Genomic DNA, 20283 nt, shown 5'->3' with positions numbered 1-20283 from the left:
ATAGATACACTCTCTCATTAAAGGCCTGCACGGCACTTCCAAGGCTTAATAAAAGCTTTGGAATGCAACTATACCACATACGGTAAAAAGATAATAGCACCAATTATAACGGCTATTATTGCAAACAATAAAACCGCTCCCGCTGCGACATCTTTTGCAATTTTCGCAAATGGATGTATATCGGTAGTCGCTAAGTCTACTGTTTTTTCCACGGCCGTATTTACCATCTCTAAACTCATTACAATTCCTATCACAAGCAGTAATAACACCCACTCTATTTTCGTAATATGGAAATAAAAGCCGCAGCATATTACAATGACTGCGGCTAAATAATGAATTTTCATATTTCGTTCATGTCGAAGACAAAAAAATACACCTGCTATAGCATATCCAAAACTATTTATAAGTTTTCCTTTTTTCATCGTCCTAATCCAAACGTTTCTAAAATTTCTTTTTGTCTTCCAAACATTTCTTTTTCATCCTCTTCTGTCATGTGGTCATAACCAAGTAAATGTAAAAAGCCATGTAACGCTAAAAAGCCAAGTTCACGATCAAAAGAATGTCCATACTCTTCAGCTTGTTCTTTCGCTCTCGGAATAGAAATAATAAGATCACCTAACATACGTGGCATCTCTACACCTACAATTTCCATTTCCCCTTCTCCCATTTCTTCCATGGCAAAGGAAATTACATCAGTAGGTTGATCCTTACCTCGGTAATCACGATTAATCTCACGAATGCGCTCGTTATCTACAAATGTTACTGATAACTCCGTACCATCCTCTATGTTTTCCATTTGAGCTGCTTTTTCTAATATCTCACGAATTAAATTTACATATTCTTCTTTCACTTCTTCTGTTTCATCAATGAAATCAATTAATAAACTCATTCTTTCTCCTTCTCTTCCGGTGGTTCCGGATACGTAATACGTGAATGGAAAATACCATTTAACGTTTCACATAAAGTTTTCCCAACGATTTGTAGTTCCTTAAATGTCAAATCACATTCACTAAATTGTCCATCTTGCAGGCGATCTTTAATAATACTTTGCACCAAATTATTAATTTGATCTGGCGTTGGATGATTCATAGAACGTACCGCAGCCTCTACACTGTCAGCAATACCAACAATTGCGGACTCTTTAGAAGTTGCTTTTGATCCTGGATAACGGAACATCTCTTCTGTATATTTTTCTTTATCTTCTTTAATCGCCTTATAGTAAAAATATTTAAGCAACGTTGTACCATGATGTTGTCCAGCAATATCAATAATTTCTTGCGGAATATGATATTCTTCGAGCATCCTTACCCCATCCGTTACATGAGCAATGATAATATCTTTACTCGTTACAGGGTCTAACTTATCATGCGGATTTTCAATTCCCATCTGATTTTCAATAAAGAATTGTGGTTGTACTGTTTTTCCTACATCATGATAATACGCCCCTACACGCGCTAACACACCATTTGCTCCGACTGCTTCGCAAGCAGCCTCAGAAAGATTCGCTACCATTACACTATGGTGATATGTCCCTGGCGCTTCTAACAAAATTTTACGTAAAAGCGGATGATTCGGACTTGATAGTTCCATAAGCTTCATGCTTGATACAATTCCAAGTCCACTCTCTAAATATGGTAAAATCCCCATAGCTAACACGGAAGAGATAATCCCTGAAAGTGAAGCCATTAATAATTGCGTACCAATTTCAAGAGGTGAAAAATTCCCATTACGTAATAATAATAACGCCGCCAATACGACTACATTTAATACAGAAACGAGTACACCAGCTTGTAAAATCATCGTACGACGATTTTTTTCTCTCAAGAAAATACTCACTGATAATGAACTTAATAACACATAAATACCTACACTATAATTTAGCGTGCTCGTTACCCCTTCATTAAACATAATACTTCCGCACACAGAAAAAATCATACTTGTTAAAAATACAAACCGATCACCAATCATCAGTTTTACAAGTATTGTCCCCATCGCGACTGGGACAACATATGCGATCCCTGCATATTCAAGCTTTTGAAACAAACTAATGATTTTCATTAAAACAATTGTAATAGACAAAATTGTAATATACGCTAAAATGTACGGTCTATCTTCTCTTCTCCGCTGTAAAAACAATTCAAATTGCTTATGCATAAAGTATAGTAGTACACCAATGAGTATCACTAAACCGACATAGGGCTGGAAGCTATTACCTTTCTCTAACAAGCCGACTAATTTCAACTGATTATACATATCACTTGAAATCGTTTCACCTTCTCTAACAAGAACTTGTCCTTGAAGAATATAGACGGGCGGAACTAAATCTTCCTCCGCTTTTCTCTTCTCTTTTGTTAAAGCCGGATCATAAAAATAATTCGCCGAAATCGCATATTTCCCTAACGCCTTAATAGATTCTTTCAAACCATTATCCACATTAACACTATTCATCTCACTGACATATCGATCCTTCGCATCCTTCAATTCGTCCATTTTAATATGCCCGCTCATAATACTATTAATAGCTGTAACTGCTGCATCTTTCGCTAATACTAACTGACTCGGTTCTGCATTAATCAAGTTCAGTAAGTTTGAATCAGATAACTCTTTCGTTAATTCGACAGGTAATTTCTTTTTCAACTTGTCCACTTTTTCAGCATCAGTTATCTTTTTTTGTTCATCTGGCCCAATAGCTTTTATCTCTTGCACCACTTCATCTACTTTAGCAAAGACGTCATTCACAATATCCACTTTATTTTGTTTATACTCACTTTTATATGTATATTGATCTTCAACTTTTGTAGCGGCTTCTTTTTTCTTTTTTTCCGTTGTAACTTTATCTTCAATTTTCACAGGAGAATGGATTGTCTTTTTCGCAATAGAATATATTTCAACATCTAATTGCTCCGGTTTTACATTATTCATAAGTGCAAAAAACAGCACCGCTCCTAATACAACGTAAGAAATCCAATTTAGTTTTTTCGAATGTTGTAAATTACGAAACCACTTATAAATTTCTTGAGATTTTGACATGATTTCAATACCTTCTCCTCTCCAGAAATAAAGTGAAACTATTTATAGCTGTCATTTCTTCTAGCCAACGATACTTTTGGACAACATTTTATACACCAGTACCTATAGTTTATTTCCCTTATCTTTAATGATAGTAAAAAATATGCCGTTCGCCAACCTTATCATACAAAAAGAAATGATCCTGACAAATAGGATCATTCCATTTTATCATATGCCTCAATAATACGTTGCACCAGTGGATGTCTCACAACGTCCGTTTGTTCTAATGTAATGAACGAAAGACCCGATACACCAGATAAAATGTTAGAGGCAAGAGAAAGTCCTGATTTTACCCCTTTTGGTAAGTCTATTTGTGAAGGATCTCCTGTAATAACCATTTTAGAACTAAAACCTAGTCTTGTTAAAAACATTTTTATTTGGGCACCCGTTGTATTTTGCGCTTCATCTAAAATAACAAATGAATCATCAAGTGTACGTCCTCTCATATAAGCAAGAGGTGCGATTTCAATCACTCCACGTTCCATCATACGCTGCGTGTATTCTTGTCCAAGAATATCGTGCAGTGCATCATACAGCGGACGTAAATACGGATCTACCTTCTCTTTTAAATCCCCTGGTAAAAAACCTAAGCTCTCTCCGGCTTCTACAGCAGGTCTTGTTAAAATAATTTTCTTTACATACCCTTGCTTTAAAGCTCTCACAGCCATTACTACAGCTAAGTATGTTTTCCCAGTCCCTGCAGGTCCCATCCCAAATACAATATCATTCTTCTTCATTGCATGAATATATCTTCTTTGCCCCATCGTTTTTACACGAATTGATTTACCTTTTGCAGTTTTAAAGATTTCTTCTTCATATAACTCTTCAAATTGAGCAATTTTCCCTTGTTGTGCGAGCTGAATCGCATACGCGACATCTCTTTCTGTAATTGATACACCTTTACGAATAACAACAAGTAATTGCTGTAAGATTTTTTCTACGAGTATTACAGTTTCATCCGTCCCAGATGCATAAACAGTTTCTCCTCTAGTTACAATCGATACATTAAGTTCTCTTTCAATTACTTTTAAATGAGCATCATTTACTCCAAAAAGTGCGATTGCTTCGTTAGAATTTTCCAGTTGCTGGTTCATTTCTACTAATTGTTCTGCCATTACTCAGTCTCCTTGAATATCGGATTCAGATATTGGTTGTGGCTCTGCAATATTTTCGATTACCGTATAATGCAATGTAACTTTTAGTTGATCCGCCTCAACCTCTTTACTCAAAATCTTATCACTTACAATCATAGCATGTTCATCCAATTTTTTCTTCAGTTCTTTTTCTGCCATCTCTTTCGCTACTTTCATTGCTTGTTTTTCGGTATATTCTCGATTCGCTTCTTCCTCTTCTCGCACTATATCTTTTTCGTATGCAATCGGTAACGTAAAACCAAATAATTTCACATCATGTTTTACACTTTCAGTACGAGAGCGTTTATACTTATCATGTTGAAATCCCCATATTTTTATTTCCACACTTCCAAATCTAAGAAAATGCTCATTGTATGCATTACCAGTATATACTTGAAATTGTGTCTTTAGCGGGACATTCACCTCAGATGTATACCACGTTTCTCCATACACAATACCTTTCGCTGAAACAATCGTCGGACTCTCCTCATTACCATATATTCCGGATACAAGAAGCTGCCCCTTTTCTACATGATCATTTTTCAGGACGACTGGTTTCCCAACTTCAACAAACGTTTTTGTAACAATCGCTTCTTTTTTTGCCACTAAATTTTGTGGTTGTTGTTCCTTTTCTTTTTTCGGCTCGTTTTTTTCAACAATTTTAAAATGGTATGTCGTTCCTCTTATTTCGAGCCCCGCCCAAGTAATCGCATTAATATTATCTGTCAAATGACGTTGCACATCTTCTACACTAGGCATTTGGAACTGTAATTTCCCTTTTTTAATACCCATTTTGTCCAATTCTTTCATCAATATATATTCTGTTTCAGGTTTGGCCCCTGTAATTTCAATTTTCCAAACCATATTTGATAATGCAATCATGCCAAAAAAGAAAATTAGAAACCCAATTAAAAATCCACTATTTTTAATTAAACGCTTATTCCAAAAAGGAAAGCCGTAACGTCCAATAAAATATAATTTACATTCATTCTTTCTATAAATTGGTTTTATTTTTTTCACATCTCGTAATAACATACAAAAAACTAACGTTTCATCAGCAATCTTCTTAACATCCCAAACCAATAATTTTCTACGTACACATTCGTTAACGAACCGTTCCGCTCCTCTACCTTCAATTCGTACTTTTACATATCCAAGCCATTTTATAAACCATTTATTTTTCATCTACTACCTTCACTACCTTTCCAAAAGTAGACACACTACTTTTCACTTTAATTAGCAAAATAGCTCGTACGAAAATGAAATAAAGAGTTTTACTATCCTAATAACGAAATAAACTAAATAGTAAAGTCGCATCACGAGAATAAAGAAGAAAAACTTCACATACGGAAGTTTCCCTCACTCTTCTTTCTTTTCGTTTTCTAAAAACGTCACTTGTTCAATTATCCCTTCTAGTAAAAGTTCTTCGGGAAGGATTGTTTTAATAACAAAGGACTGCCCTTTAATTAATAACTGACCATGCTTTAACAACAACCTTACTTCTTTATCTGAAAACACTAATAAACCTCGATGATTTTCTATATAGATATGCACTTGCCCAACAAGCGTGATCCGAGGTAGATCCATTAGTACATCCACTGGCAGGTCTATTTGCTTCGTTAACCAATTCTTCATTTGTTCTAATTTCTTCATCTCCAAAAGACCCCCTCTCATCCCATATGTATGAAAAAAGAGCTTGTAATATCACGTCCAAACTGAAAAAAAGCATAAAAAAACGTCTCATACGAAATGAGACGTTTTTTTATGCTAATAGCTGGATAACCAGCTTATTCACTAATGATCCGTCTGTTTTACCTTTTACTTTCGGCATAACAGCAGTCATCACTTTACCCATATCTGCTTTAGAAGTAGCACCAACTTCAGAAATAACTTGCTTAATTACATTCGCTAATTCTTCTTCTGTTAATTGCTCCGGCAAATATGCGCTTAAAATCTGAATTTCACTTTGCAGTTTATCAACAAGGTCTTCACGACCAGCTTTTTTAAATTCAAGGAGGGAGTCCTTATACTGTTTTACTTCACGAGCTAAAACTGTTAATTCCTCTTCTTCAGTAAGAGTATGTTGCAGTTTAATACCTTCATTTTGTAAAGCAGCCTTAACCATACGAATAACGGTTAATTTTTCTTTTTGTTTATTCTTCATCGCTTGTTTCATATCATCGTTTAAACGACCGAGAAGACTCATAACTTACACCCTCTCTTAGAATTTACGCTTTCTTGCCGCTTCAGATTTCTTCTTACGTTTTACACTTGGTTTTTCATAAAACTCGCGCTTTCTTGCTTCAGCAAGTGTACCAGTTTTTGAAACCGATCTTTTAAAACGGCGAAGTGCATCCTCCAAAGACTCGTTTTTACGAACGACTGTTTTTGACATTCTCTTTCCCTCCCTCCGAAACATCACACTTACATACTAACTTCAGCATGCAAAAAGAAACACTTCTTCAGCATGTCTTTTACGATTATAATACATTTTATCACTTCAGGTCAACTATTTGACAGAATAAAAGAAGAATGGATGCTCTTCTTTTTTCAATACTTAACTTCTCCACGAACGAAAAAAGCATGCAAACCCTTGTCGTTTGCATGCTTTTTATTATGCGCTTGCCGATTCTTTTTTTACATCATCTTCAAGAACACGAACAAATTGCGCTTCATTATATGGGTAACCAGCTTTCGTAATTTTCACTTTCACTAGTTTACCAATTAAGTCTTCTGATCCTTCAAATACAATTTTCAAGTAGTTATCTGTATAACCTACATATAACCCTTCACGGTCGCCATCTTTAAATTGCTCTTCTGGGATGATTTCAAGTACTTCGCCTTCGAACTGTGACGCATACTCTTTCGCTAACTGATTAGATAATTCAATTAAACGATGGACACGATCGTTCTTCACATCTTCAGGAACTTGATCTTCCATACGTGCTGCTGGAGTACCTGTACGTTTTGAATAAGGGAATACGTGTAATTCAGAGAAGCGGTTCTCTTTAATGAAATTGTACGTTTCCATAAACTCTTCTTCTGTTTCACCTGGGAAACCAACAATTACGTCACATGTAATTGCAAGACCCGGTAACGCTTCTTTCAAACGATCTAAACGCTCTTGGAAAAATTCCATCGTATATTTACGACGCATACGTTTTAATACTGTATTAGATCCTGATTGCAACGGAATATGCAAATGACGTACAACTACTTCAGATTTATCTAACACTTCAATTACTTCATCTGAAATTTGACTCGCTTCAATAGAAGAAATACGAAGTCGTTTTAATCCGCCTACTTCCGCCTCCATATCACGAAGCAATCCAGCTAAGTTATAATCTTTAATGTCTTCACCGTATCCACCTGTATGAATACCTGTTAATACGATTTCTTTATAGCCTGCATCTACTAATTGCTGCGCTTGTTTAATAACTTCTTTTCCATCACGAGAACGCATTAAACCACGCGCCCAAGGAATGATACAGAATGTACAGAAGTTATTGCAACCCTCTTGTATTTTTAAAGACGCACGTGTACGATCCGTGAAATAAGGTACATCAAGTTCTTCGTATACACGTGTTTTCATAATGTTGCGGACAGCATTAATTGGTTGACGCTCTTTGCGGAATTCTTCGATGTAACCTAACATCTTTTCACGATCCTGTGTACCAACTACAATATCTACACCTGGAATCGCCATAATTTCCGCTGGAGATGTTTGTGCATAACATCCCGTTACACAAATAACCGCATCTGGGTTTTGACGAACAGCACGTCTAATAACTTGACGGCTTTTCTTATCTCCCGTATTCGTTACTGTACATGTATTAATAACATATACATCAGATTTCTTTTCATATTCAGTTCTTTCATAACCACCTTGTTTAAACAATTGCCAAATCGCTTCTGTTTCATAGTGGTTTACTTTACAACCTAACGTGTGGAACGCAACAGTTGCCATTGATTATCACCCCATCAATTCAAAATGATAAGAAGCGGCACTTAACGCATAAAGCGGAGCCGTTTCTGTTCTTAAAATTCTTGGTCCTAAACTACATGGTACAAATTTATGTTCACGAAGTGCAGCAATCTCTTCCTCTGCTAAACCGCCTTCTGGGCCAAATACAACTAATAGCTTTTGACCCGGTTTCATTGTCGTTAAAGCTTTTGCAAAATTAGATTTCTCACCTTGTTTTGCTTCCTCTTCGTACGCAACAAGACATACATCATACTCATTACTCATTGAAAGCAATTGCTTAAACGATGCCGGAGCATATACTTCTGGAACTTCGCTTCTATGCGATTGTTCCGCAGCTTCTTTCACAATTTTTTTCAAACGCTCAACCTTTTTATCAGCTTTTTTTGCATCCCATTTTACAATCGAGCGGGATGCTTGAAATGGTAAAAACGCGGCTGCCCCAAGCTCAGTTCCTTTTTGAAAAATTAACTCTAGCTTGTCTCCTTTTGGCAGTCCACTTGCAATCGTCACGAAAACAGGAAGTTCACTTGACGCCTCTACCCATTCTACAATAGCCGTATTAATAAATTCACTGGTAATTTCATCAATTGAACATACTGCTGTTTTTCCGTTTACACAGCAATAAATTTGATCGCCAGCTGTCATACGCATTACTCTCGCAATGTGATGTACATCATCACCTACAATGCGAATTTTCGCTTCACTTACATGTTTTTCTTCTACAAAATAACGTTGCATATAATCACCTTAGTAGAGTTTCGTTCCTTTCGTAAGTCAACACTTACGAAAAGAACGAAACGTTATCATTTTTCATATAACAAACGGCAAGTCCCTCACCTTATAGTGAGAGACTCCCCCTTTTCATTATAGACTAAAATCTATATTACGCATTTCGTGCAATAATTGCTACCCAATCTTCCATTCGTAACACTTCTTCAATTGTAAATCCAGCTTTTTCTAGCGCCTCAGAAATTATTTTTTCCTTCGCAGCAATAATGCCCGATGTAATAAATAATCCGCCTGACTTCACAACTCTTGCTGCATCTTCAGGGAATAATAGAATAATTTCTGCTAATAAGTTAGCTACGATTAAATCAACAGGACCTTCAATACCTTCTAAAAGACTATTTTGTCCAACAGATACGATATCATCTGTTTTATTTAAACGCACATTCATTTCTGCACTTTCAACTGCAACCGGATCTAAATCATACGCTTGAACAGAAGACGCACCTAATTTTGCCGCTGCAATACTAAGTACACCAGAACCTGTTCCTACATCAATGATAGTGTCACCTGGCTGGACTGTTTTTTCTAAAGCACGAATACACATCGTTGTTGTTGGATGCGTTCCTGTTCCAAACGCCATACCTGGATCTAATTCAATGATTTTTTCATCCGGAGAAGATGGTGTATACTCTTCCCACGTTGGCACAATCGTGAATGTATCAGAAATTTGTACTGGATGGTAATATTTTTTCCAAGCAGTAGCCCAATCTTCTTCATCGACTTCGTTAACGGTAATATTTCCAGTACCGATTTCGATGTCGTAAGATGGAAGCACATCAATAGATGATTTTACACCCGCAATCGTTTCCTGTAAAGAATCCGTTTGCGGGAAATATGCTTTAATTAATACACCTTCTGCCGGGTATTCATCTGGGTTCAATGCATAAATTTCACCATATTGTTGCTCGCGCTCTTTCGTTAACTCCGCTGGATCCTCAATCGCAACTCCGCTCGCACCAGCTTCATGTAAAATATGAGAGACAGCTTCTACTGCTTCTTCTGTTGTATGAATACTAACTTCTGACCATTTCACAATTTACCAACTCCATTTTTTATTTCCATTATTCCCCTTTGAAAGCACGTTTAAGCTTTCCGAATAAGCTATCATCTTGATTTTCCTGACCAGCGAACTCACGCAATAATTCTTTTTGATGCGAAGTTAATTTCGTCGGTACAACAACGCGAACGACTACGTATTGATCTCCTTGACCATATCCACGTACGTTCGGAGCACCTTTTCCTTTTAGACGGAATTCCGTTCCTGTTTGTGTTCCTGCCGGAATTTTTAACTTCACTTTTCCGTGAACTGTAGGCACTTCTACTTCAGCACCAAGCGCTACTTGTGCGAATGTTAATGGCATTTCGCAAATAATGTGATCTCCTTCACGCTCGAAGAATTCATGACTTCTTACATGAACGACTACATATAAATCTCCTGCTGGTCCGCCATTTACGCCCGCTTCACCTTTTCCAGATACACGAATTTGTTGGCCATTATCGATACCCGCTGGAATTTTAACATTAATTTTTTTACGTTTACGTACTTTACCTGAACCGTGACATGTCGTACATTTTTCTTTAATCATTTGACCAGTTCCTGAACAATGACCACAAGCTTGACGGTTTACAATACGACCAAACGGTGTATTTTGTTCTACACTTACTTGACCTGATCCTGAACAATGTTTACATGTTTCTTTTGAAGTTCCTGGTTTTGCTCCGCTACCTTTACAAGTATCACATGGATCTTCTACTGGAATCTCAACATTTAACTCTTTACCAAAAATAGCTTCTTCAAACTCTAAAGTAACTTGGTATTGTAAGTCAGCACCTTGGCGCGGAGCATTTGGGTCACGACGTCTGCCTCCACCGCCGCCAAAGAATGAACTAAAGATATCTTCAAAGCCGAAGCCACCACCGAAGTCTCCTCCGCCGCCAAACCCTTGATTTGCACCAGCATGACCAAATTGATCGTACTGCGCACGCTTTTGATCATCGCTTAATACTTCGTATGCTTCTTGTACTTCTTTAAACTTTTCAATTGCGTTTTCTTCTTTACTTACGTCTGGATGGTATTTTTTAGCCAAACGACGATACGCTTTTTTTATTTCATCTTTAGAAGCACCTTTGCTAAGGCCAAGGACCTCATAATAATCTCGTTTACTCATAAATTTGCAACCCCCGAATCTTTCACATAAACGTAATTTTAACACCGAAAGAAAGTGCTTTGCAACAAAGTTTCCTCACTTACAGTATGCAAAGTAAAAAACTTAAGATCCTCACACATTTCTTCTCATTCATGAAAAAAGCCAAAGCCAAGGCACGCTTGACTTTGACTTTTTGTCATCTTACTTATTTATATTACTTGTCTTCTTTTACTTCTTCAAACTCAGCGTCAACTACATTGTCTTTCTTCGCGCCAGCGTCTTGTGCTCCTTGCGCACCTTCTGCTTGCCCTGCAGCCGCTTGAGCTTGCTCGTATAATTTAACAGTTAATTGTTGTACGATTTCTTGTAGAGCATCCTTTTTCGCACGGATTTCTTCAAGTTCGTTTTTCTCGATTGCCGCTTGTAATGCTTCTTTCGCTTCTGTTGCTTTCGCTACTTCAGCTGCATCCACTTTACCTTCTAAATCTTTTACAACTTTATCCGTTTGGAATACAAGTTGGTCAGCTTCGTTACGAAGTTCAACTTCTTCCTTACGTTTTTGGTCAGCATCAGCATTTGCTTCTGCTTCTTGTACCATACGATCTACTTCTTCATCAGAAAGACCTGAAGAAGATTGGATTGTAATAGCTTGCTCTTTGCTTGTTCCTAAGTCTTTTGCACGTACGTTAACGATACCGTTCGCATCAATATCGAATGTTACTTCGATTTGAGGAATACCACGTGGTGCTGGCGGAAGGTCTGTTAATTGGAAACGACCTAGCGTTTTGTTGTCAGCTGACATTGGACGCTCACCTTGTAGTACATGAATGTCTACAGCTGGTTGGTTATCAGCAGCTGTTGAGAATACTTGTGATTTACTTGTTGGAATTGTAGTGTTACGCTCGATTAATTTCGTGAACACACCACCCATAGTTTCGATACCTAAAGAAAGTGGAGTCACGTCTAATAATAGTACGCCTTCTACATCACCAGTAAGTACGCCACCTTGAACTGCAGCACCTAATGCTACAACTTCATCAGGGTTTACACCTTTATATGGCTCTTTACCAGTTTCACGTTTAATAGCTTCTTGTACAGCTGGGATACGAGTAGATCCACCAACAAGGATAACTTTATCTAATTCACTTGGAGCAAAACCAGCGTCTTTTAATGCACGACGAGTTGGCTCTAAAGTTCTTTCAACAAGACCTGCTGAAAGCTCTTCGAATTTCGCTCTTGTTAACGTTAATTCTAAGTGTAATGGACCAGCAGCTCCAGCACTAATGAATGGTAATGAAATTTGCGTTTGTGTTACACCTGAAAGATCTTTTTTCGCTTTTTCAGCTGCATCTTTCAAACGTTGAAGTGCCATTTTATCTTGGCTTAAATCAATGTTATTTTCTTTTTTGAACTCAGCTACTAAGTGATCAATGATAACTTGGTCAAAGTCATCTCCACCAAGACGGTTGTCACCAGCAGTTGAAATAACTTCGAATGTGCCGTCTGCTAACTCAAGGATAGATACGTCAAATGTACCGCCACCTAAGTCGTATACTAAGATTTTTTGTTCTTCATCTTGTTTTTCTAAACCGTAAGCAAGTGCTGCTGCTGTTGGCTCGTTAATGATACGCTCAACTTCTAAACCAGCGATACGACCAGCATCTTTTGTTGCTTGACGTTCTGCATCGTTGAAGTATGCAGGTACTGTAATAACAGCTTTCGTTACTGTTTCACCTAAGTATGCTTCAGCAGAAGCTTTTAGGTTTTGTAAAATGATTGCAGAAATTTCTTGAGGTGTATAATCTTTACCTTCAACTTCTACTTTATAGTCTGTACCCATATGACGTTTAACAGACATAATTGTATTTGGGTTTGTAATTGCTTGACGTTTCGCAACTTCCCCAACTTGACGCTCTTCATTTTTGAAAGCTACAACAGAAGGTGTTGTACGGTTTCCTTCTGGATTTGGGATAACCTTTGGTTCTCCACCTTCCATAACAGCTACACAAGAGTTTGTTGTACCTAAGTCAATACCGATAATTTTACTCATGGCGATTCCTCCTACTTTTATGTAAATTATTGATTTACTTTTACCATTGATGGGCGAATGACACGGTCTTTTAGTTTATAACCTTTTTGGAATTCCTCCACAACCGCATTTGATTCAAATTCACTGTCTTCCACTTGCATAATAGCTTGGTGCTCATTAGGATCAAACTGTTTACCAACAGATTCAATCACTTCAACACCTTCTTTAGTCAACGCTTCTAGCAATTGACGATGCACCATTTCCATACCTTGTAACAAGGATTTCGTTTGCTCATCAGCTGCTTCCACTTGCATCGCTCTTTCAAAATTATCAAGAGCTGGCAAAATATCTGAAACTAAACTTTGTGCTCTATATTTTTCAGCAGCCTGTTTATCCATTTGGACACGGCGCTTATGATTTTCAAAATCAGCTTGTAGACGTAATGTGCGACCTTCCGTTTCCGTTAGTTTCGCTTGTAACTCATCTACTTTTTCTTGTAAAAGAGCAGCCTCACTTTTTTCTTCTACAGTTTTTTCACTGTTTTCTGGCGTGACAGCTTCTTCAACTTGCGCTTCTTTCACTTCTTCTACCACTTGTTCGTTACGCTCTTCCACAATTTTCACCTCCTTAAAAGGTATTAGGTATCATGTATAGCATGATTACCTAAGCATTATATATTACACACAGCAATGAAAACTTCATCACTTGAGCGAATGTATTACTCTCATTTACTTTTTAAGTCCATCAGTAAATTGTCTCGTAAATAACTGTAACAAACTAATGACACGAGAATATTGCATTCTCGTTGGACCTAAAATTGCAATTGTTCCGAGTTGCTCTTCTCCAATCGAATACGTTGCAGAAATCAAACTACAATCTTCCATAGCAATCGAAGAATTTTCCCTGCCAATTTTAACTTGAATACCTACTTGTTTATGACGCAAAATATCATAAAATTCAGCTTCGTTATCAATCATTGTCAGCAAGGATCTTACTTTTTGAATGTCATGGAACTCTGGTTGCGAAAGCATATTTGCTTTTCCTCCAAAGTATATCTTTTCCGATAACGGAACTTGAAATGTACCATCTAACATTTTTATTGCACTATCGTAATTATGAACATACCCACGTAAAACTGTAACAATCTCTTTAAAGATTTTATTATGAAGTTCTGCCATCGGTACGCCAGATAGCTTTTCATTTAAAATATTAACCATTTTTTCTAAATCTGATAAATCAACAGATTCCGGAACGGTAATCGTTTTACTTTGTACATGCCCTGTATCCGTTACAATAATAGCGACTGCAGTTTGACGATCAAGCGGCACAATTTGTACGTTTTTAAGTTTATTTGTACTTAACTTCGGTCCAAGAACAATGGCCGTATAGTTCGTAAGTTCTGATAAAATTTGAGCAGATTGCTGTGCAATTTTTTCCGCTTCAAAAATTCTTTCAGCAAATAAATCTTTAATTTGTACAACCTCATCGTTCGGTAAGTTTTGCGGGGCTAAAAGGTGGTCTACATAAAATCGGTATCCTTTCTCAGAAGGAACACGTCCAGAAGAACTATGCGTTTTTTCAATAAAACCTAATTCTTCCAAATCAGCCATTTCATTTCGAATAGTAGCTGAACTAAATGTAATTTCCTCTTTTTTAGCCAACGTTCTAGACCCAACGGGCTGCGCTGATCCAATAAAGTCATCAATAATTGTTTGCAAAATTAAGAGCTGACGTTCCGTAAGCATCTCATCATCACCTCTGTTAGCACTCTTTGTCTTCGAGTGCTAAATCTATTAATAACTTACCAAAATTGACATTCAATTGTCAACGGAAACGTCACGAAATAATGAAACTTTTTCACGTTTATGGAACATTTAATTAGTCAATCAAAAATGACTGGAATACTTCATTCCCTAATAATTTTCCTTTTCGCGTTAAACGAACATATCCATCTCTCTCTTCAAGCAATCCTTGTTCTTGATTGGTTTGTAACTGCTTCGCGAAAACTTGATCCATATCCATATTAAATTTCTTTTGAAATGCTATTTTAGACACACCTTTTGTTTTTCGAAGCCCTAAGAACAACTCTTCTTCCATTCTTTCTTTCTCCGTTACTGTGTGAACGTCTAAATACGGAAATCCAGTTTCATCAATTTTATTGAAATATTGCTTGAGCGGCCCTACATTTTGGATACGTTCTCCATTTACATAACTATGCGCTCCAGCTCCAAATCCATAATACTCTTCATTATTCCAATATGTGAGGTTATGTCTACTTTCATTATCACCTTTTGAGAAATTGCTAATTTCATACTGGCTATAACCATGTTTCTCCATTTCATCCATTACCATTTCGTACATTTTCGCTTCGTGATCTTCACCCGGAAGTCTCAACTTCCCTTTATTCATTAAGTTATAAAATACTGTTTTCGGTTCCACAATTAATGAATATGCCGAGAAATGTTGTACACCAAGCGTAAAAGCAATGTCTAATGTTTCTTTTACATCTTCTATCGTCTGTCCTGGCAAAGCATAAATAATATCTACATTAATATTTTTAAAGCCAACTTCCTGCGCTTCTCGAATTGCCACAAACGCATCTTCTCTCGTATGCTTGCGTCCAATTCTCTCAAGCAGTTCATCACGAAACGTTTGTACACCAAAACTAATTCTGTTCACGCCGCCTTCTAACAATACGTTTAACTTCTCTTTCGGTAAATCACCTGGATTCGCTTCAAATGTTAATTCACAATTCGGAGCAAATGGACGTAAACGACGGTTAATAATATCAAGTAGTTTTTTTGTCTGTTCCATATTTAATGCTGTCGGAGTTCCCCCGCCAACAAAAATCGTTTTCATACTATCAAACGGTACTTTTTGAACCGTGTTTATTATTTCTTTCTCCAAATACTCTAAATATTGATCTACCGGTTGGCGTTCAATAAACACTTTATTAAAATCACAATAGTGACAAATATGCTGACAAAATGGAATATGAATATATGCAGCTTGTACCAAATATAACCCCTACCTTTCTAAAAAGAAAACCTCCGCACTCCGGAGGATTCTCTACTTCTCTAACGTATTACGGATTTGTTCCATTCGCATTTTTCCCCAATCATACATCATTTCAACGATTGGTAAAAGCGACATGCCTAGTTCCGTCATATAATACTCAACGCGAGGAGGAATTTCAGGATACACTGTTCGATTAACAATCCCATCCTCCATTAACTCTTTTAATTGATTCGACAAAACTTTATGAGAAATGCTTGGGAATAATCGTTGTAATTCACTAAAACGATGAGGCCCTTCCACACCAAGATGCCACAGTATCACAACTTTCCACTTTCCGCTAATAATAGAAAGCGTCAATTCCTTTTCACAATTAAAATTACCATTTTGTATTTTCTCGTGAATATCTTTTCGAATATTTTCGGACATTAACAATCTCCTAACTCTGTATGAACTAAAAAGCTCTCTCACCATTGTAAATGAGAGATGCTAAGATGTCTAAAAAGTAATTATACAGAAAAAAGAAGCCGCATAAACGACTTCTTTTTTTATTTCAAATATTAGTTGTCATCCATTTTCAGTACAGCCATGAATGCCTCTTGCGGTACTTCTACAGAACCAACAGACTTCATACGTTTTTTACCTTCTTTTTGCTTATCAAGAAGTTTACGCTTACGAGAAATGTCACCGCCGTAACACTTCGCAAGTACGTTTTTACGCATTGCCTTAATTGTAGAACGTGCTACAACTTTGTTTCCGATCGTCGCCTGAATTGGCACTTCGAACTGTTGTCTTGGAATTAATTCTTTTAATTTCTCTACAATTACTTTACCACGGTCATACGCTGAATCACGGTGCACAATAAATGATAAAGCATCCACTTGTTCATTATTTAAAAGAATATCCATTTTCACAAGTTTAGATGGTTTATAACCGATTAACTCGTAGTCAAATGATGCATATCCTTTCGTATTTGATTTCAATTGATCGAAGAAATCATATACGATTTCTGATAACGGGATATCATATGTCAATGTAACACGTGTTTCATCTAAATATTGCATATCAATAAACGTTCCACGTTTACCTTGGCAAATTTCCATTACAGCTCCAACATAGTCATTCGGAACCATAATTGCAGCCTTTACAAACGGCTCTTCTACGCGATCGATAGACTGTGGATCTGGCATATTAGATGGATTATCAACAATAACATCTTCACCGTTTGTTAAATAAACTTTATAAATAACGCTTGGCGCTGTTGTAATTAAGTCAATCTTAAATTCACGTTCAATACGTTCTTGAATGATTTCCATGTGAAGAAGTCCTAAGAAACCACAACGGAAACCAAATCCTAGCGCTTGAGATGTTTCAGGCTCAAACTCAAGAGCAGAATCGTTTAACTCTAATTTTTCTAACGCATCACGTAAATCGTTATAACGAGCAGAATCAATCGGGTACAGACCACAGAATACCATCGGGTTTAATTTACGGTAACCTGCTAACGCCTCTGCAGCAGGACGTTTCGCATGTGTAATCGTATCACCAACGCGTGTGTCACCAACATTTTTAATCGATGCCGCTAAGAAACCTACATCACCTACTGTTAGCTCGTCACGTTGCGTTGTTTTCGGTGTAAATACACCTACTTCTGTTACTTCAAATTCTTTTCCAGTTGCCATCATACGTACTTTATCGCCAACTTTTACAGTTCCATTTACAACACGAATGTATGCAATTACACCGCGGTACGGATCATATAAAGAATCGAAGATCATACATTGTAACGGCTCTTCTGAATCACCCGTTGGAGCTGGTACCTTTTCAACGATCTGTTCTAAAATTTCTTCAATACCAATGCCAGCTTTCGCTGAAGCAAGTACAGCTTCCGATGCATCTAAACCAATTACATCTTCTACTTCTTGACGTACGCGTTCTGGATCCGCACTTGGTAAGTCGATTTTATTAATAACTGGTAAGATTTCTAAATTATTATCAAGCGCTAAGTATACGTTTGCTAACGTTTGTGCTTCAATACCTTGCGCTGCATCTACTACAAGAATCGCGCCTTCACAAGCCGCTAAACTACGAGATACTTCGTACGTAAAGTCGACGTGTCCTGGTGTATCAATTAAGTGAAGAATATACTCTTCACCGTCTTTTGCTGTATAGTTTAATTGTACTGCGTTTAATTTAATTGTAATACCACGCTCACGCTCTAAATCCATAGAGTCAAGCAATTGAGCTTTCATTTCACGTTGTGTTAACGCGTTTGTTTTCTCTAAAATACGGTCTGCTAAAGTTGACTTTCCGTGGTCAATATGAGCAATGATAGAGAAATTACGGATTTTGGACTGTCTTTTTGCTCTTTCTTCTTTGTTCATCTATGTTCTCAACTCCTAATAGTCTCGCCAATATACACTAGCACTGATTATATCAATAGAGCAGCAAAGATTCAATGAAAACTCGTGCTGCTTACAATACAAATCATTCTATCTATATCTTATGCGAACAAACCATAAGAGACAAACCTTTTTCAAATTAAAAAACGGCTGTCTTACAAATATGTAAAACAACCGTCCTCCGTTTGACTCTTAACTAAAAATTTCTTTTACTTTCCCGACAACTATATCTGTCCCAAACTTTGTCATTTCATAAGCAACACTCGCTATTGCCATACCCATTCCTTCTACGACATTAAAACTTCTTAAACTTTCTAGTTGTTTTTGTTTTTCAATAGTTGAAAACGAATTCCCCAAAATTTCTGATTCAGCACCCGCACCCTCTGTCCCTGTCATATGAGCTATTTGCTCATATGACAACTGCTGATAACCTTTCATACTTTTCAAACCATGATTAGCAAGCGCCACTCCCGCTATCATCATAAGCAGGCATAATGCTGCACTACATATACACAAAAGCGCAAAGCGGCTTAAACCATTGTCGCCTCTTTCCATCAGTGTGTATATGCTCCTGTATTATCTTGATCAATTTGATGATGCAGCGCTGCATTTAAACCACCCGCTATTACATTGGCCATATCCTCAATAAATGCATCTACTTCTTTTGGAGTCACCATTAAATTATGACCGAGAGGAGATAGTACTTCATAAATCAATTTTCTTTTTTCTTCTTCTTCCAGCGTACCAATAGCTCCTAAAAACATATTCCTACTCTTTTCATCTGGCATATCTTCTTCTGTTAGTTTTTTCTTTTCTCCAAATGAAAATCCCGCCGGTAATAAAGAACGTGACGGCTTATGCCCCTCTTTCATCTCTCTTCCAAAGTGCTTCAAAATAAAATCGATTGTATCACTCGTAATAGAAACTGCATCAACCACAGTCGGAACACCAATTGCAATAACAGGAATACCTAATGTTTCTTTACTTAATTCCTTACGTTTATTACCAACACCAGACCCTGGATGAATTCCTGTATCAGAAATTTGTATCGTACTATTTACTCGTTCAATAGAACGGGCAGCTAATGCATCAATCGCAATTACAAAGTCTGGTTTCGTTTTTTCGATAATCCCATAAATAACATCGCTCGTTTCAATTCCTGTAATTCCCATTACCCCCGGCCTGATTGCACTAACAGGCCTAAATCCTTCTTCTACGCTTTCCGGCTGCAATTGAAACAAATGTCTCGTTACCAATACGTTTTCTACAACTATCGGTCCAAGCGCATCTGGTGTTACATTCCAATTCCCAAGCCCGACGATTAAACAACTCGCTTCTTTTGTAACGCCAACCTCTTCTAAGAAATAAGAAAACTCTTTGGCAAAAACACGCTCTACTTTTTGCTGGAGTTCCGTATCTTGCTGACGTATCCCTTGCACCTCAAGAGTTAAATAATTTCCAGGTTTTTTACCCATCGATTCAGATGCAACCTCATCAATCGTTACTTTTGTAATTGTAATACCCTCTTCTTCCCTCTCTTTTACAATAACTCCCTGTATCCCTTTTTGTTCTTTTTGTTCTCCTTGTCGCTCTTGCAGCATTTGATGCGCCTCTACAGCAAGGTCCGTTCTAACACTATATTTACTTAAATCTAATGGTTCTTTCATCGTATCTCCTCCGTAATTCATAGTAAATATCGTTAGATTTCCCAAAG

20 protein-coding genes are annotated in these 20283 nt (G+C 37.2%); all 20 read right to left on the bottom strand.

The window, feature by feature from the left end; all coding sequences use genetic code 11:
- Nucleotides 1–68: 68 nt before the first annotated feature.
- Nucleotides 69–422 carry a diacylglycerol kinase family protein gene (locus tag COC96_RS16355; protein ID WP_097906178.1) on the bottom strand — a complete coding sequence of 118 codons (354 nt, stop codon included), beginning with the start codon at nt 420–422 and terminating at the stop codon, nt 69–71.
- Nucleotides 419–889: an rRNA maturation RNase YbeY gene (gene ybeY, locus COC96_RS16350; RefSeq protein ID WP_097906179.1), complete on the bottom strand. Its 471-nt coding sequence runs from the start codon at nt 887–889 to the stop codon at nt 419–421. The genes COC96_RS16355 and ybeY overlap by 4 nt, the downstream gene beginning before the upstream one ends.
- Nucleotides 886–3030, bottom strand: coding sequence for an HD family phosphohydrolase (locus COC96_RS16345; protein WP_097906180.1), 2145 nt, complete (start codon nt 3028–3030; stop codon nt 886–888). The genes ybeY and COC96_RS16345 overlap by 4 nt, the downstream gene beginning before the upstream one ends.
- A gap of 194 nt (nt 3031–3224) precedes the next feature.
- On the bottom strand, nt 3225–4184 hold the full coding sequence (locus tag COC96_RS16340; protein ID WP_098268133.1) for a PhoH family protein: 960 nt from the start codon (nt 4182–4184) through the stop codon (nt 3225–3227).
- A 3-nt stretch (nt 4185–4187) separates the two neighbouring features.
- A complete protein-coding gene (gene yqfD / locus COC96_RS16335) occupies nt 4188–5387 on the bottom strand; it encodes a sporulation protein YqfD (RefSeq protein ID WP_098268134.1) in 1200 nt (399 codons plus the stop codon).
- Nucleotides 5388–5561: 174 nt separating this feature from the next.
- Nucleotides 5562–5855, bottom strand: a complete 294-nt coding sequence (gene yqfC / locus COC96_RS16325) for a sporulation protein YqfC (RefSeq protein ID WP_002088680.1) — start codon at nt 5853–5855, stop codon at nt 5562–5564.
- 109 nt (nt 5856–5964) lie between these two features.
- Entirely contained in the window at nt 5965–6408 is a 444-nt protein-coding gene (locus tag COC96_RS16320; protein WP_060632306.1) for a GatB/YqeY domain-containing protein, read from the bottom strand.
- A 15-nt stretch (nt 6409–6423) separates the two neighbouring features.
- Nucleotides 6424–6597 (bottom strand): 30S ribosomal protein S21, encoded by a 174-nt coding sequence (rpsU, locus tag COC96_RS16315; protein WP_000048061.1) that lies wholly within the window; start codon nt 6595–6597, stop codon nt 6424–6426.
- Between the two features lie 219 nt (nt 6598–6816).
- Entirely contained in the window at nt 6817–8169 is a 1353-nt protein-coding gene (gene mtaB, locus COC96_RS16310; RefSeq protein ID WP_098769060.1) for a tRNA (N(6)-L-threonylcarbamoyladenosine(37)-C(2))-methylthiotransferase MtaB, read from the bottom strand.
- A gap of 6 nt (nt 8170–8175) precedes the next feature.
- Nucleotides 8176–8925, bottom strand: coding sequence for a 16S rRNA (uracil(1498)-N(3))-methyltransferase (locus COC96_RS16305; RefSeq protein ID WP_098268136.1), 750 nt, complete (start codon nt 8923–8925; stop codon nt 8176–8178).
- A gap of 145 nt (nt 8926–9070) precedes the next feature.
- Nucleotides 9071–10009: a 50S ribosomal protein L11 methyltransferase gene (prmA, locus tag COC96_RS16300; RefSeq protein ID WP_098268137.1), complete on the bottom strand. Its 939-nt coding sequence runs from the start codon at nt 10007–10009 to the stop codon at nt 9071–9073.
- Nucleotides 10010–10037: 28 nt separating this feature from the next.
- Entirely contained in the window at nt 10038–11144 is a 1107-nt protein-coding gene (gene dnaJ, locus COC96_RS16295) for a chaperone protein DnaJ (RefSeq protein WP_098769059.1), read from the bottom strand.
- A 193-nt stretch (nt 11145–11337) separates the two neighbouring features.
- On the bottom strand, nt 11338–13173 hold the full coding sequence (gene dnaK, locus COC96_RS16290) for a chaperone protein DnaK (protein ID WP_016086236.1): 1836 nt from the start codon (nt 13171–13173) through the stop codon (nt 11338–11340).
- Nucleotides 13174–13199: 26 nt separating this feature from the next.
- Nucleotides 13200–13766, bottom strand: a complete 567-nt coding sequence (gene grpE / locus COC96_RS16285) for a nucleotide exchange factor GrpE (RefSeq protein ID WP_098769058.1) — start codon at nt 13764–13766, stop codon at nt 13200–13202.
- A gap of 114 nt (nt 13767–13880) precedes the next feature.
- Nucleotides 13881–14897 carry a heat-inducible transcriptional repressor HrcA gene (gene hrcA, locus COC96_RS16280; RefSeq protein WP_097906186.1) on the bottom strand — a complete coding sequence of 339 codons (1017 nt, stop codon included), beginning with the start codon at nt 14895–14897 and terminating at the stop codon, nt 13881–13883.
- Between the two features lie 133 nt (nt 14898–15030).
- Nucleotides 15031–16170, bottom strand: a complete 1140-nt coding sequence (hemW, locus tag COC96_RS16275) for a radical SAM family heme chaperone HemW (protein ID WP_098769057.1) — start codon at nt 16168–16170, stop codon at nt 15031–15033.
- 51 nt (nt 16171–16221) lie between these two features.
- Nucleotides 16222–16596, bottom strand: a complete 375-nt coding sequence (locus COC96_RS16270) for a winged helix-turn-helix transcriptional regulator (protein WP_097906188.1) — start codon at nt 16594–16596, stop codon at nt 16222–16224.
- 131 nt (nt 16597–16727) lie between these two features.
- On the bottom strand, nt 16728–18551 hold the full coding sequence (lepA, locus tag COC96_RS16265) for an elongation factor 4 (protein ID WP_098268141.1): 1824 nt from the start codon (nt 18549–18551) through the stop codon (nt 16728–16730).
- Nucleotides 18552–18761: 210 nt separating this feature from the next.
- Nucleotides 18762–19124 carry a YqxA family protein gene (locus COC96_RS16260; protein WP_373561063.1) on the bottom strand — a complete coding sequence of 121 codons (363 nt, stop codon included), beginning with the start codon at nt 19122–19124 and terminating at the stop codon, nt 18762–18764.
- The gene (gene gpr / locus COC96_RS16255; protein ID WP_098268143.1) at nt 19124–20236 is read right to left on the bottom strand and encodes a GPR endopeptidase; all 1113 of its coding nucleotides are present in this window, start codon (nt 20234–20236) and stop codon (nt 19124–19126) included. Before gpr ends, COC96_RS16260 begins: the two co-directional genes overlap by 1 nt.
- Between the last annotated feature and the right edge of the window lie 47 nt (nt 20237–20283).

This window comes from Bacillus cereus (assembly GCF_002577405.1).
GTDB lineage: Bacteria > Bacillota > Bacilli > Bacillales > Bacillaceae_G > Bacillus_A > Bacillus_A cereus_AU.
Note: the sequence above shows the minus strand (reverse complement) of the source record. Positions and strands in the feature narration are given on the sequence as shown.